The organism is Uniformispora flossi, from assembly GCF_049534875.1.
In the GTDB taxonomy this organism is placed as follows: Bacteria; Actinomycetota; Actinomycetes; order Streptomycetales; family Streptomycetaceae; genus Yinghuangia; species Yinghuangia aomiensis.
In genome coordinates, this window is the sequence record NZ_JBMULZ010000001.1 from 893124 (window position 1) to 906247 (window position 13124).

Consider the following 13124-nt stretch of genomic DNA (forward strand, 5'->3'; position numbering starts at 1 on the left):
CGAGAAGAGAAACCGGCATGCTGACCGAAGACCGCTTCAAAGACCTGCTGAACGCCGAACTCGACGCCTCCCCCGGCCCGCCGATGCCCGGCATCGCGGACCGCGCCGCGGCGGGCGGCCGCCGCCGGGCCCGGCGCCGCAGGGCCGCCGCGGCGGCGGGCACCGCGCTCGCCGTCGGGATCCTCGCGGGCGGCATCACCGTGGTGTCGGCGCTGGGCCCGAGTGGGGCGTCGGTCGCCGGGCCCGCCGCGGGGCCCTCGGCTTCCGCGACACCGCAGGAGGCCACCCTCCAAGGAGACCCGCGGTTCCCGGAACAGCCGGTCTCCGACAACCCCCTGGCCGCGCAACTCCGCCCGGCCATCGAGCAGTTGCTTCCCGGCGGCACGAAGACCACCCGGGTGTACACGGGCCGCGACGGCGGCATCTACGCCACGGTGGACTGGCAGACCGGACAGGGGCTCGTCGAGGTCGTCGTCGGCTTGGTCGGCAAGCAGTGGTTCGGCTGCGAACTGGTCAACGGTAGGCCCACGCCGGTGGAGGGCAACTACGGGCAGTGCGTGCTGACCAACGGCACGCTCGTCGGCACCTACGGCGGAACCAGCGCCAAGACCGGGCTGCAGAACCGGCGCTTCGAGGCCGTGTCCGGCGGCACGATGGTCACGCTCAGCTATGCGAACGGCACGATCTCCGACAACGCCACGCCCACTCAGCCGCAGCTGCCGCTCACCGACGAGCAGGGCATCGGCATCGTCACCAGCGACGCGTGGCGGCCGCTGCTGACCGCATACGTTCCGCTGCCCCCGGCACCGACGGGCGCCCCGACCCGGGTCCCGAGCCCCCCGGCAACGATAGACCTGCCGCCGCTGACGTCGGGTTCACACCCGCCCGCTTCCAGCCCTCCGGCCCACCGCTGACCTCGACCGGCTCCGCCACGGCGGACGCGCGTGCGGCCCCGGCCTGGAAGGCCGGGGCCGCACGCATCTCCCCGCAGGACTGGTCAGCCGGTCAGCCGGTCAGCCGGTCAGCGGGTCAGCGCCTGCTTGATCAGCGTCCGCCCGAAGTCCCACATCAGACCGGTGCCCTTGTGCGCGTCGTCCATCACGTCCACGAACGCGGCCGTGAAGTTGTCCACGTCGTGCTGCCCGATCACATACGGCGGAAGCAGCTTGATGACGTCCATGTGGTCGCCCGCGACCTGGGTGAGCATCCGGTGGCGCTGGAACAGCGGCACGACCACCATCTGGGCGAACAAGCCCGTCCGCGCCGCCTTCAGCGTGGACCAGCCGGCCCGCAGCTTGAGCGAGCGCGGCTTGCCGAACTCCAGGCCCACCATGAGGCCGCGGCCGCGCACGTCGGCGAACAGCTCGTACTTGTCCTGCAGCGGCTTCAGCGCCGCCTGGAACGCGTCGCCCATACGTTGGCAGTTGCCCACCAGGTCCTCGTCCTCCAGGACCGCGAGCGTCGCGAGGCCGGCCGCCATCGCCTGGTTGTTGCCGCCGAACGTGCAGTCGTGGACCAGGACGCGGTCCATCGTCGAGTAGACCTTCTTGAAGATCCAGTCCTTGGTGATCGTCGCGCCGATCGGCACGTAGCCGCCGGACAGCGCCTTGGCGACCGTGACGATGTCCGGCTCGACACCGTCCTCCCACTCGTACGCCCAGAACTTGCCGGTGCGGCCCATGCCGACCTGCACCTCGTCGGCGATCAGCAGCGCGCCGTGCTGCCGCAGCAGCTTCTGCGCGGCCGCCATGAAGCCGGGCGGCGGGATCAGCACGCCCTTGCCCTGGATCGGCTCCATGATGAACGCCGCGACGTCGCCGCGCTTCAGCTCGCGCTCCAGCGCGTCCAGGTCGCCCAGCTTGATCGCGGAGTCCGGCAGCAGCGGTTCGAAGCCCTTGCGGAACTCCTTCGCGCCGTTGACCGACAGCGAACCCGTGGTCAGGCCGTGGAACGCGTGGTCGACGTACACGATCCGCTTGCGGCCCGTCGCGAAGCGGGCGAACTTCAGCGCCGCCTCGACCGCTTCGGTGCCGCTGTTGCAGAAGTACACGCGGTCCAGGTGCGGCGTCGTCTTGAGCAGCCGGTCCGCGAGCGCGACGGCGAGCGTCGGCGTCGCGAAGTGCACGATGTCCGGCAGGTCGAGCGCGATCACGTCCTGCATCGCCTTGCGCACCACCGGGTGGTGGCGGCCGACCCCGTAGGTGCCGAAGCCGGACAGGAAGTCGAGGTATTCGGCGCCGGTCTCGTCGTACAGGTACGGGCCTTCGGCACGCACGTAGTCGCGGTGGAAACCGATGGTCTGCAGGACGCGCGGCAGCTGCGGGTTCAGATGCTTCGCGGTCAGCTCGAATTCCTGCCCGCGGTACTGCTCAAGCGTCTCGCCGAGGTCGAACGTCATCGCCACCGTCCTGTTCGCTCACCATGCCGGGTGCCTGGGGTGCCTGGGGTGCCTCGGGTGCCCGGGGTCCCTGGGCTTGGGGTGCCTGTGCCCCAGGCGCCTTGGGCGTCCGGGTCAAGTCTGCCTCGTTCCGCCCGTCCGGTGCGGACGACACCGCCGGGTCCGCGGTTTCGTCGGGCGCCGCCGCCGGATGCGGGCCGCGCAGCCACGCGGACAGTACCGGGGCGACCACCTTCAGCGACGTGTAGGCCTTGAGCCCGTTGCGCACGATCCCCGGCCGCAGCAGCTCGTGCCCCGGCGCATCCGACACCACCCGCACGACCGCCCACGGCCGGTCCTCGGCACTCCCGCCGAGCAGGAACGACGACTCCATGTCCGCCGCCACCACGCCCCGCGCGGCGAGCGCCTCCCGCTCGGCCGGCCGCACCAGCTTGCGCACCGTCGCCACCGGCCCCGTATGCACCACCGGCCCCAGCGACGCCGACGCCGCGGCCTCGCGCAGCGCCGCCGCCACCTCGTCGGCCCACGGGCAGACCCGCACGTGGCCGGACGGATCGCGTACCTCGGTGGCCACGACCACCTCGCCGGGCTTGAGCCCGCGCATCCCCGCGCCCATGCCCGCGATCACCAGCGCGGGCACCGACCGCAGCCGCACCGCGGCATTGCGCGACTTGCGCTCCCCCATGCCGGTGCGCACCACGGGGACCGCCCCGCCGCGGCCGAGGGCGTGTGCCTCGATCCGCAGCGGGGCGGCGACGACCCCTCGGCCCTGCGCGTCCCGCCGATCCCCCGCGTCGGTCACGCGGCCGTCTTCACGTAGCGGCCGAGCGCCATGATCGGAAAAACGATCCGGTACATGTGGTACTTGATGTAGAAGTCGCCGGGGAAGCCCGTGCCGGTGAACTGCGGCTCGTCCCAACCGCCTTCGGCGTTCTGCCGGGTCGCCAGCCAGGCCGCGCCGCGGTCCACCGCCGGGCCCCGCTCGCCGGCTGCGAGCAGCGCCATCAGTGCCCAGGCGGTCTGCGAGGCGGTCGAATCACCCTTGCCCGCCCAGGACTTGTCGACGTACGACCGCAAGTCCTCGCCCCAGCCGCCGTCTTCGTTCTGCACCTTGTACAGCCACCGCACCGCGCGCCGGATCGCGCTGTGCCGCGGATCGACACCGGCGAGCACCAAGGCCGGAACGACCGCGCCGGTGCCGTAGATGTAGTTCGCGCCCCAGCGGCCGAACCACGACCCGTCCGGCTCCTGGTTGCGCAGCAGCCAGCGGACGCCCTCGACGACCTGGTCGCGGTACTCCGGCCCGGACTCGGCGAACATCTCGACGATGTGCGCCGTCACGTCCGCCGACGGCGGGTCGATGACCGCGCCGAAGTCGCAGAACGGCAGCTTCAACGGCAGCATGCTGGTGTTGTCCGCGTCGAACGCGCCCCAGCCGCCGTCCTTGCTGCGCATGCCCGCGGTCCACACCTCGGCGCGTCCCAGAACGGCGGCCTTGCGCTCGGGGTCCGGGTGCTCCGCGTAGCGCAGCCCCATGACCACCTCGGCGGTGTCGTCCGTGTCCGGGTAGTAGTCGTTGGCGAACTCGAAGGCCCAGCCGCCCGGTTCGAGGTTCGGACGGCGCACCGCCCAGTCCCCGCGCTCGCGGATCTCCTCGCCCAGCAGCCAGTCGGCGGCCTTGACCACCTGCGGATGGTCCCGCGGGAGACCCGCGTCACGCAGCGCCACCAAGGACAGGCCGGTGTCCCACACCGGCGACTGGCACGCCTCGAACCGGCGCACGGTGCCCTCGGGCGTGTCCTCCCAGATGGTGAACCCGTCCAGACCCTTGATGCCCTGCGCCATCACCGGGTGGTTCAGCGGGTAGCCCATCAGGTGCAGCGCCATCAGCGAGTACACCCACGGCGGCTGGATGCCGCCCCACCCGCCGTCGGCTTCCTGCCGCTGGATGATCCACTGCGTCGCGCGGCGCATCGCGTTGCGGCGCAGCGGCTGCACCGGCTTCTTGCTGTAGACGTGCAGCGCCTTGTCGGCCGTGCGGAAGAACTTCGACCACGGGTCGGTGTCGATCGGCTTGGGCGGCACGAACCCGGTCGGCGCCAACTCGTCCAGCGGGAAGGGCGACTTCCGCACCGGGCGGAACGCGTTCACGATCGTGAGCGGCACGATGGTCTGCCGCGCCCAGCACGCGAAGTCGTAGACGTTGAGCGGGAACCACTTGGGGAAGTAGATCAACTCCGGTGGCATGACCGGGAGTTCGTCCCACGAGGCCCAGCCGAAGAGGGCCAGCCAGATCCGGGTGAAGACCCGGGTGTGCGGCACACCGCCGTGTTCGCGGATGAACGCGGCGGCGCGCTGCATGTGCTCGGCGTCGGGGGAGTCCCCGGCGAGCTTGAGGGCGACGTACGCCTCGACGGTCGTGGACAGTTCCGCGGGCCCGCCGCGGAACGACGCCCACGTCCCGTCCTCGCGCTGGTTCGACCGGATCCAGCGGGCGGTCTGCTCGGTCTGCTCGGCGGAGCGGATGCCGAGGAACTCGCGGAACAGCAAGTCCTCGGCGTCCATCGTGACGTTGGTTTCCAGCTCGCCCTTCCACCAGCCCACGTCGCTCTGCACGGAGAGCAAGTGCGCCACGGCCCGGTCCAGCGTGTCCTTCGCCTGGTCCGGGACGTGACCGGCTTCGGTCCGGACGGTCACCGTCATGATCACAACTCCCGAGTCGTAGTGAATGCCGCCAAGGCCGCCAGGTCGGTACGCGTCACCTCCGGGATACCGAGTCCGTCGAGGCAACCAAGGGCAAGTTCCAGGTGCCGCTGCGCCTCCGCCTCGGTGCGCTCGCGGCCGCCGGCGTCTTCGATGAGCCGGGCCGCGGCGTCGAGCTGACTCTCAGTCAGTTCGCCGGGGGAGACGTACAGTTCGGCAAGTCGGCCGGCTTCCGCATGGCCGGAGTTGAGGGCGGCGACGACCGGGACGGACTTCTTCCGCTGCCGCAGGTCGTTCCACGCGGACTTGCCGGTCACCTCGGGGCGGCCCCAGATGCCGAGCAGGTCGTCGACCGCCTGGAACGCGATGCCGAGGTTGTGGCCGAAGCCGTAGAGCTTGTCGACCACGGTCTGGTCCGTGCCCGCGAGCGCGGCGCCGATCGCGCTGGCCGCGGCGAGCAGCGCACCGGTCTTGTTGCCCGCCATGGCGAGGCACTCGTCGACGGTGACGTCCATCCGCGTCTCGAACGACAGGTCCTGCGACTGGCCGTCGATGAGCGCCGCGGTCGCGTCGGTGAGCAGCTTGGCGGCGCGGGCGCCCTGCCCGGCGGACTCCATCAGCACCTGCTCGGCCAGCACGAGCAGGCCGTCGCCGGCCAGCACCGCGAGGCCGGGCCCGAACGCCTTCCAGGCCGTGGGGCGATGTCTGCGTTCCTCGTCGCCGTCCATCAGGTCGTCGTGCAACAGCGAGAAGTTGTGCACGAGTTCGACGCCGACCGCGCCGGGCACGCCCAACTCGACCGGCGCGCCGACCGCTTCCGCGGACAGCAGGGCGAGGGCGGGGCGCAGGGCCTTTCCGCCGTTGCCGGGCACCGGGCGGCCTTGCACGTCCACCCAGCCCATGTGGTACGCGCTCACCTTGGCGAGCGGCGGTTCGAGCCGCGCCACGGCCGCGCGCAGCGCGGGCTGCGTGGCCTCTCGGGCGCGGTCCAGTACAACGGGCGCGAGGGAGCTGTCGGCTACGGTCACGGTGTCGTCGTCCTCTCCGGGAAAGCACCTGGCGGGGTCGTCGGCAGAACACGCCCGGGAATCGTGGCTTCGGCAGCGGCCAGGCCGCTGCGGACGGCGCCTTCCATCGTCGCGGGCCAGCCGGTGGCGGTCCACGCGCCGGCCAGGGCGAGGCCCGGGACAGCCGTGTGCGCGTACGGCCGCAGCCGTCCGGAGCCCGGGGCGGCACGGAAGGTCGCCGTGCGTTCTTTGGTCACGACGAACTCCTCGACGCGCGCGTCGCGAGCGGCGGGGAGCAGGCGTTCGAGCGCGGGCAGGTACCGCTCGCGCAGTTGCTGGTGCGTCATGTCGATCTCGGCGTCCGCCGCGGAGTTGGAGACCGCGAGGTAGCGGCCGCGCGGCAGGCCGAGGTTGGCACTGCGGTCGAAGACCCACTGCACCGGGCTGGCGAGCCCGGCGGCGAACTCGTGGTCGAAGACCGGCCGGTCGTAGACGACGTGCAGGTTGACGATGGGCGAACTGCCCAGCCCGGCCAGCACGGTCGGGTCGGCGGGCCGGTCGCCGAGGAGGAGGGCGCCGGGCGGCAGCAGGCGGGCGGCGTCCTCGTGCGGGACGGCCAGCACGACCGCGTCGCCGGACACCGTGGCGCCGTCGGCCGCGACGGTGAAGCCGCCGTCGGGCAGCACGTCGAGCGCCGAGACGCGGGTGCGGAGCCGGACGTCGACCTTGGCATCCTCCAGCGCGCGCTGCGCGGCGTCGCCGTGCAGCTGCTGCAGGGGGACGCGGCTCCAGCCGATGTCCGCGCCGTCGTTGGTGTCGAGCAGCCCGGTGCGGAAGACCTTGACGGCCATCGCGAGCGAGGCGTGCTCGGCGGTGAGGTTGAGGGTGGCGACGCCGACCAGGTCCCACATCGCGGCGCGTTCGCGGTCGGTGACGCCGAAGCGGTCCAGCCAGGCGCCGAACGTGGTCTCGTCGAGCTTGGGGTCGTCCGGGTCGAGGCGTTTGAGGGCCATCGCGGCGACGCCGACCCGGGCGCGTCCGGCGAGGGTGAGGAACGGGTAGCGGGAGAGCGCGGCGGACAGGTGCAGGGGCGACGGCAGCCCGGAGCGGTGCAGCCGTCCGGTCGTGCCCCACGGGGTCAGCACCGGGACGTCCAGCCGGTCCTGGAGTTCGACGAGGTGGGCGGTGCCGATCCGGTCGAGGAAGCTGCGGTACGCGGTGCAGCAGCGCAGGAACACGTGCTGCCCGTTGTCCAGCCAGCGGCCGTCGCGGCGGAACGAGAAGGTGGCCCCGCCGAGTCTGGGGCGGCCTTCCAGCAGGGTCACCGACATGCCCGCATCAGCCGCGGCCAGCGCGGCGGTGATGCCGGCGAGTCCCCCTCCCACCACGATCAGACGACGTGTCATGAGCCCTCACGTACCCAGATGATCACTCGGCCTACTCACCCTTGAATGGTTTTTCCCCGGTTCGTGTTCCCCACGCGATGAATTTTCTGGAAAGCGGATCGCTCACCCACCGGCAAACCGGACAAACCGCGTACCGCGATCTCCGCTTTCTCCCAGCCGGGCAGCGACTGGCGGCCTTCCAGAACCAGGGACGGCTCGGCCACGATGCGGGTCAGCAGGCGCCGGTAGATGCCCGCCATCGCACCCGTGCACGCGGCACTGCGCCGGTCGAGCAGCGGGAGCAGGCGCAGGCCCTCGTCGAACAGCCGGCGAGCGCGCTCGCCCTCGAAGCGCACCAGGTCGTCGAAGGCGGCGCCGGGCACGAACGTTCCGTCGGCCTCCCAGGCGTCTTCCAGGCCGAACTTGGCGAGGTCCTCGCGCGGCAGGTAGACCCGGCCGTTCTCCTTGTCCTCCTTGATGTCGCGGAGGATGTTGGTCACCTGGAGGGCCAGGCCGAGCGTGTCGGCCAGTTCGGGGGCGCGCTCCGGATCGGCGGACCCGAAGATGGCCAGCGACAGCCGGCCGACCGCGCCCGCGACGCAGCGGCAGTACACGACCAATTGGTCGAACGTGTGGTACTGCGTCTCTTTCAGGTCCATCTCGACGCCGTCGATCAGCTCGTCGAGCGCGGACAGCGGGATGGGGTAGCGGCGGGCGGCGTCGCCGAGGGCCGCGCAGACCGGGTCCCGGTACGCGTCGAGGTCCTGGAGCTGAGCGCGCATCCGCGCGAGTTCGGAGATCTTGGTCTCCAGCGGCAGGTCGCCGTCGCCGATGTCGTCAACTTCGCGGGCGAACGCGTAGACGGCGCTGAGCGCCAGGCGTTTGGGTTCGGGCAGCAGCCGGATGCCGTAGTAGAAGTTGCGCGCCTGGTTACGGGTAAGCCGCTCGCAGTAGGCGTACGAGGCGTCTACATCCATATCGCTCCTTCACCGTTTCCGGGCCAGCACGCGGACGACTTCCCGCAGCAGGCCGGCCTTGCCGGGTCTGGGGCGCTGCCCCAGTACGTCGTGGTCCGCGGCGGCGATGGCCGCCAATGCCGCTCGTCCCCCGGCCGTGAACCCCGCGACCGCGAGGCGTTCGCGCCCGCGCAGCGAATGGACCAGCGGGGCACCGGCGCGGAGCAGGTTAGCCGCGCGTGCGGCCTCGAACGCAACCAGTTTTCGCAGGTCGGGACCTGCGGTAGAGGCTTTCAGATCGCTTTCCGCGACTCCGAACCGGGTCATGTCCTCGGCCGGCAGGTAGATCCGGCCCTTGCCGAAGTCCTCGCCGACGTCCTGCAGGTGCTCGGCGATCTGCAGTGCGGTGCAGATCTCGTCGCTGCGGGCGAAGCGCCAGTCGTCCGCCTTGCCGAAGACGTACAGGACGATCCGGCCGACGGGGTCGGCGGAGAGCTTGCAGTAGGCGACCAGGTCGTCGAACGTCTCGTAACGCGCCACGCGCTGGTCCTGGCGGTTCGCCTCGATCAGCGCGACCAGCGGGTCGGCGGGCAGGCCGACGGCTTCGACCGTGCCGCGCAGCGGGCGCAGCACGTCCAGCCGCGGGTCGCTCCCCGCGTAGATCCGGCGCACGTCGTCCTCGACCGCATCGAGCTGGGCGAGCCGGTCCCCCTGGGCCTCGTCGCCGATGTCGTCGACGAGCCGCGCGAAGCCGTACACCGCGAGCAGGTGGCGGCGGTGCTCGGGGCGCAGCACGCGCGAGGCGACGGGGAAGTTCTCGTCCTTGGCCTGGGCCATGACCACCGCCGGGTCGACGACCGCCCGGTCGGGCACGACGGCAGCCGCCGCCGGGTCGCCTCCGGTGTCATCGCAACCTGCATGAACGCCGGAATTGCGCTCCATCTCTCTCCCTGGACTGCTGTGAACCGCGTCCCCGGCGGCTGCGGACGGCAGCGGACGGCAACGGCTCCAACACGACAGTTGGCCAGGAACTCGGCGTGTCCCGGTCGGTCTGACGGTTCAGCTTGCCTGATCAGCGATGGGCCGATCAAGCACCGGGCTGACGCGTGTCAGTACGATTCCACGCACCATTCCGACCGAAACGCCACCGAAATCCACGGCATCGGATCCCGCTATCCACAGCTGCGCGGGCGCGTAGTCACCCCCTTGGCAGTCAGGACGCGGGGGCCTCGGCGGCGGTTTCACCGGGGCATTGCGATTTTCCGCGGTTTTCCGCGCGACGGTGCGACGCACACGCCCGTCGGCCAACCGGAGGTTGGGATTCCGTTAATTCCGACGGGGGCAACAAACGGCCATTCGGGAAACTCGCCATCGGCAAAGCGGGACCTTCGCCCCTAATTGCCGAACCGCACGCGAGGCCATGCTGGAACACATGAGGACCACACCCGTGTCGGCATCTGCGCCGACCGTCGAACAGCTCACCGCCGTCGAGGCGCTCCGGCTGATGGCCGGCGTGCCGGTCGGGCGCGTGGTATTCACCGAAGGCGCGCTGCCGGCCATTCGCCCGGTGCATTTCCTCTTCGACGGCGCCGACGTGGTGTTCCGCATCGTGGCCGACCAACGATTGGCCGCCGCATTGCACAACACCGTGGTCGCCTTCGAGGCCGACGAGTACGACGCCGTCGACGGCACCGGCTGGACGGCGACCGTCACCGGCCACGCGACGCGCGTCGACAACGTGGCGGAGATCACCCGCCTCGACGGCCTTCTGCCCCGCCCCTGGGGCCCCGAAGCGGTCCTCTTCCGGGTGGAGGCGGAGATCGTGACGGGGCGGCGGGTGGGGTACTAGCCGGGCGTCCGGAGATCTGCGCCGGGCGCGGGCCACACGAACGTGTGACCGAGGCGACAACGCCCCCTTCGAAGAGCGACACTGGCGGGCAGCACCCAAGGAGGTGAAGGAGACCGGTGAGTGGTACAGCAGCCGAGCATCACGGACCGTGGACGCTGGACGACGTCCTGGCCCTGCCCGAAGACCCCCGGAACCGCATCGAGTTGGTCGGGGGAGCCCTCCTGATGAGCCCCAGCCCCGGCGTCCCGCACCAACGAGCCGGTCATCGCCTCCACCTCCTCCTGGACGCCGCCATCGAGGCCGCCTCGGCGCCCCTCGAAGTGCTCGACGCGGTCAACGTCGTCATCCCGGACGGCCTGCTCATCCCCGACCTGGTGGTCGCCGACGAGGAGGCCGCCGCAGCCGCCGGTGCCACCCTGCACGCTGCCGACGTCGTGCTGGTCGTCGAGATCGCTTCTCCGTCGACCCGGGTCGCCGACCGGAAAATGAAGCCCGCGCTGTACGCGGCGGCGGGCATCCCGCATTACTGGCGCCTTGAGCTCGAACCCGCACCCCGCCTCTACCTCGGAAGCCTCGACCGCGGTACCTACGCCGACCGCCTCGTGCAGGCCGGCGAAACCACCGCCGCCACCGAGCCGTTTGCCTTCGACATCGATCCCGCCCGGCTCGTGCACCGCTGAGGCCCACTCAACCGGGCGGCGGTGGGCGCAGCCCTCCTAACCCTCCACAACCGCATTGTCCGCCGCGTGGTGGCAAGCCGCCGTCACCCCGCCCAGCAGCCGCGGCTCCGGGACGTCCACGGCGCACTCCGCGGTCGCCAGCGGGCAGCGCGGGTGGAAGGCGCAGCCCGGCGGCGGCTCCACGGCCGAGGGCACCTCCCCCGTCGCCCCCGCCACGGCGTCGGCGGCCCGGGCGGGACCGGTGCGGGTCAGGTCCGGTTCGGGGACGCTGGCGAGCAGCATGCGGGCGTAGGGGTGTGTGGGCTCGTGCAGGACTTCCGCGGCGGGCCCGATCTCGGCGATCCGGCCCAGGTACATCACGGCCGCCCGGTCGGCGAGCCGCCGGGCGATGTCGATCTCGTGGGTGATCAGCACGATCGCCAGGCCCAGCTCGTCGCGCAGCCGCAGCAGCAGGTTGACGACGGTGGCCTTCACGCTCGCGTCCAGGCTCGCGGTGGGCTCGTCGAGCACCAGCACGCGCGGGCCCACCAGCAGCGCACGGGCGAGCACCAGACGGGCCAGCTCGCCGCCGCTCAGGTCGCTCGGCATGCGGTCGAGGTGCTCCTCGGACAGGCCCACCCGGCGGATCGCGTCCAGCGCCGCCTTCTCCCGCTCGTCCTTGCCCGCGGCCAGACCGTGAACACGCAACGGCTGGTGGAGCGCGTGGCGGATGCCGCGGCGGCGGTTGAAGGCGGCGCGCGGGTTCTGCGTCACCAGCTGCACGAGGCGCTGGTCGGCGGCGCCGCGCCGGGCGGGCAAGTCGCGGCCGTCGAGGGCGACGGTGCCGCCGGTCGGCTCGGAGAGCCCGGCGAGCATGCGTGCCACCGTCGACTTGCCGCACCCGGACTCCCCCACCACGGCCAGGATTTCGCCCGCGGCGACGTCGAACGACACGTCCTCGACGGCGTGCACCTGCGCGGCGGGACCGCGCTTGCCGAGTCCGCGCGGCACCGGGAAGTAGCGCCGCAGGCCCGTGGCGGCGAGCAGCGGGGTGCGGCCGGGGGCGGCCTGCTCCTTGCGCGGCTGTGCGATGCCGGTCATGTCGCCTCGTCCTCGTCCTCGTAGTCCGCCGTGTGGCACGCCACCGTTCCCGCACCGATCCGGCGGGTGGCCGGCATCGCCGTCCGGCACGCGTCCACGACGTCCGGGCAGCGCGGCGCGAACGGGCAGCCGGCGAGCGCGTTCGCGCCTTCGGCGGTGCCCGGGATCGGGCGCAGCGGCTCGTCCGCCGGGGTGGTCGACGGCATCGACGCGACCAAGGCGCGCGTGTAGGGGTGCCGCGGGTTCGCGAACAGCTCGGCGACGGGGGCGGTTTCCACGAGGCGGCCGCCGTACATCACGCCGACGCGATCGCAGATCTGGCCGACCACGGCGAGGTCGTGGGAGACGTAGAGCATTGCCAGGCCGAGCTGTTCGCGCAGCGTCAGCAGGAGCTTGAGGACCTGCGCCTGCACGGTGGCGTCCAGGGTGGTGGTCGGCTCGTCGGCGAGCAGCAGCGCCGGGCGGTGGGACAGTGCGGCCACGGCGATGACCAGGCGTTGGAGCTGGCCGCCGGAGAACGCGCCGGGCAGGTCGCGGGGGCGGTCGAGGACCGGGCCGAGGCCGATCTCGGCGAGCAGACCGCGCACCGCGGGGTCGTCGAGCCGGCCGCCAAGGTACCAGCGCAGTTGCCGGCCGACCGGGGTGGTGGGCGAGAGCGAGGTCATGGGCTGCTGGGGGACGAGGGCGATGCGGCGGCCGCGGAGGCGCCGCATGTCGCGGTCGCGGAGCCGGGCGAGGTCGCGGCCTTCGAAGGCGATCTCGGCGGCGTCGCGGCGGGTGCCGTCCGGGAGGAGGCCCATGACGGCCGTGCACACGCTGCTCTTGCCGCTGCCGGACTCCCCTACCAGGCCCAGGATTTCGCCGGGGCGGACGGCGAAGGAGACGTCGCGGACGGCGGTCACCGGCCCCCTCGCGGAGGGATAGGTGACGGAGAGGTCGCGGACGCGCAGCAGGGGTTCGGGCGGCGCGGGGCGCGCGGCGTCGTCCGGGTGGGCGGCCGCGGCGGGCGGCGTGCCCGGTCCGAGTGTCGTGGCCATGGGTGGATCCGTCCGTCGGCGGGGGTGCG

The 13124-nt window shown here is 72.1% G+C and carries 12 protein-coding genes; 3 read left to right on the forward strand and 9 right to left on the reverse strand.

Translation table 11 applies throughout. From position 1 onward, the window contains the following. The first annotated feature begins 17 nt into the window (after positions 1-17). On the forward strand, positions 18-914 hold the full coding sequence (locus tag ACPA54_RS03990; protein ID WP_423526765.1) for a hypothetical protein: 897 nt from the start codon (positions 18-20) through the stop codon (positions 912-914). Positions 915-1021: 107 nt separating this feature from the next. Here the strand turns inward: ACPA54_RS03990 and ACPA54_RS03995 are convergent, their stop codons facing one another. From ACPA54_RS03995 to hpnC, 7 genes are read right to left on the reverse strand one after another with little or no spacing between them, the layout of a single operon-like run. Further along, positions 1022-2398: an aspartate aminotransferase family protein gene (locus tag ACPA54_RS03995; RefSeq protein ID WP_423526766.1), complete on the reverse strand. Its 1377-nt coding sequence runs from the start codon at positions 2396-2398 to the stop codon at positions 1022-1024. Next, entirely contained in the window at positions 2370-3200 is an 831-nt protein-coding gene (locus tag ACPA54_RS04000; protein WP_423526768.1) for a phosphorylase family protein, read from the reverse strand. The genes ACPA54_RS03995 and ACPA54_RS04000 overlap by 29 nt, the downstream gene beginning before the upstream one ends. Then, the gene (gene shc / locus ACPA54_RS04005; protein ID WP_423526770.1) at positions 3197-5101 is read right to left on the reverse strand and encodes a squalene--hopene cyclase; all 1905 of its coding nucleotides are present in this window, start codon (positions 5099-5101) and stop codon (positions 3197-3199) included. The genes ACPA54_RS04000 and shc overlap by 4 nt, the downstream gene beginning before the upstream one ends. Positions 5102-5103: 2 nt before the next feature. Further along, positions 5104-6129: a polyprenyl synthetase family protein gene (locus ACPA54_RS04010; RefSeq protein ID WP_423526772.1), complete on the reverse strand. Its 1026-nt coding sequence runs from the start codon at positions 6127-6129 to the stop codon at positions 5104-5106. Continuing rightward, complete coding sequence (gene hpnE, locus ACPA54_RS04015; protein ID WP_423526774.1) at positions 6126-7514, reverse strand: hydroxysqualene dehydroxylase HpnE; 1389 nt, start codon at positions 7512-7514, stop codon at positions 6126-6128. The genes ACPA54_RS04010 and hpnE overlap by 4 nt, the downstream gene beginning before the upstream one ends. Before the next feature lie 35 nt (positions 7515-7549). After that, positions 7550-8470 (reverse strand): presqualene diphosphate synthase HpnD, encoded by a 921-nt coding sequence (gene hpnD / locus ACPA54_RS04020; protein WP_423526776.1) that lies wholly within the window; start codon positions 8468-8470, stop codon positions 7550-7552. 9 nt (positions 8471-8479) lie between these two features. Next, the gene (gene hpnC, locus ACPA54_RS04025; protein WP_423526890.1) at positions 8480-9286 is read right to left on the reverse strand and encodes a squalene synthase HpnC; all 807 of its coding nucleotides are present in this window, start codon (positions 9284-9286) and stop codon (positions 8480-8482) included. 595 nt (positions 9287-9881) lie between these two features. Here hpnC and ACPA54_RS04030 point away from each other — a divergent pair. Further along, entirely contained in the window at positions 9882-10298 is a 417-nt protein-coding gene (locus ACPA54_RS04030; RefSeq protein WP_423526778.1) for a pyridoxamine 5'-phosphate oxidase family protein, read from the forward strand. A 116-nt stretch (positions 10299-10414) separates the two neighbouring features. Then, positions 10415-10978 (forward strand): Uma2 family endonuclease, encoded by a 564-nt coding sequence (locus ACPA54_RS04035; RefSeq protein ID WP_423526780.1) that lies wholly within the window; start codon positions 10415-10417, stop codon positions 10976-10978. 36 nt (positions 10979-11014) lie between these two features. Here ACPA54_RS04035 and ACPA54_RS04040 read toward each other — a convergent pair whose 3' ends face one another. Then, the gene (locus ACPA54_RS04040; RefSeq protein ID WP_423526784.1) at positions 11015-12058 is read right to left on the reverse strand and encodes an oligopeptide/dipeptide ABC transporter ATP-binding protein; all 1044 of its coding nucleotides are present in this window, start codon (positions 12056-12058) and stop codon (positions 11015-11017) included. Next, positions 12055-13095 carry an ABC transporter ATP-binding protein gene (locus tag ACPA54_RS04045; RefSeq protein WP_423526786.1) on the reverse strand — a complete coding sequence of 347 codons (1041 nt, stop codon included), beginning with the start codon at positions 13093-13095 and terminating at the stop codon, positions 12055-12057. The genes ACPA54_RS04040 and ACPA54_RS04045 overlap by 4 nt, the downstream gene beginning before the upstream one ends. Positions 13096-13124 lie beyond the last annotated feature (29 nt).

Coding starts and splice junctions, on each gene's coding strand:
- ACPA54_RS03990 (WP_423526765.1), top strand. CDS start 18: ATGCTGACCGAAGACCGCTTCAAAGACCTGCTGAACGCCGAACTCGAC.
- ACPA54_RS03995 (WP_423526766.1), bottom strand. CDS start 2,398: ATGACGTTCGACCTCGGCGAGACGCTTGAGCAGTACCGCGGGCAGGAA.
- shc (WP_423526770.1), bottom strand. CDS start 5,101: ATGACGGTGACCGTCCGGACCGAAGCCGGTCACGTCCCGGACCAGGCG.
- hpnE (WP_423526774.1), bottom strand. CDS start 7,514: ATGACACGTCGTCTGATCGTGGTGGGAGGGGGACTCGCCGGCATCACC.
- hpnD (WP_423526776.1), bottom strand. CDS start 8,470: ATGGATGTAGACGCCTCGTACGCCTACTGCGAGCGGCTTACCCGTAAC.
- hpnC (WP_423526890.1), bottom strand. CDS start 9,286: ATGGCCCAGGCCAAGGACGAGAACTTCCCCGTCGCCTCGCGCGTGCTG.
- ACPA54_RS04030 (WP_423526778.1), top strand. CDS start 9,882: ATGAGGACCACACCCGTGTCGGCATCTGCGCCGACCGTCGAACAGCTC.
- ACPA54_RS04040 (WP_423526784.1), bottom strand. CDS start 12,058: ATGACCGGCATCGCACAGCCGCGCAAGGAGCAGGCCGCCCCCGGCCGC.
- ACPA54_RS04045 (WP_423526786.1), bottom strand. CDS start 13,095: ATGGCCACGACACTCGGACCGGGCACGCCGCCCGCCGCGGCCGCCCAC.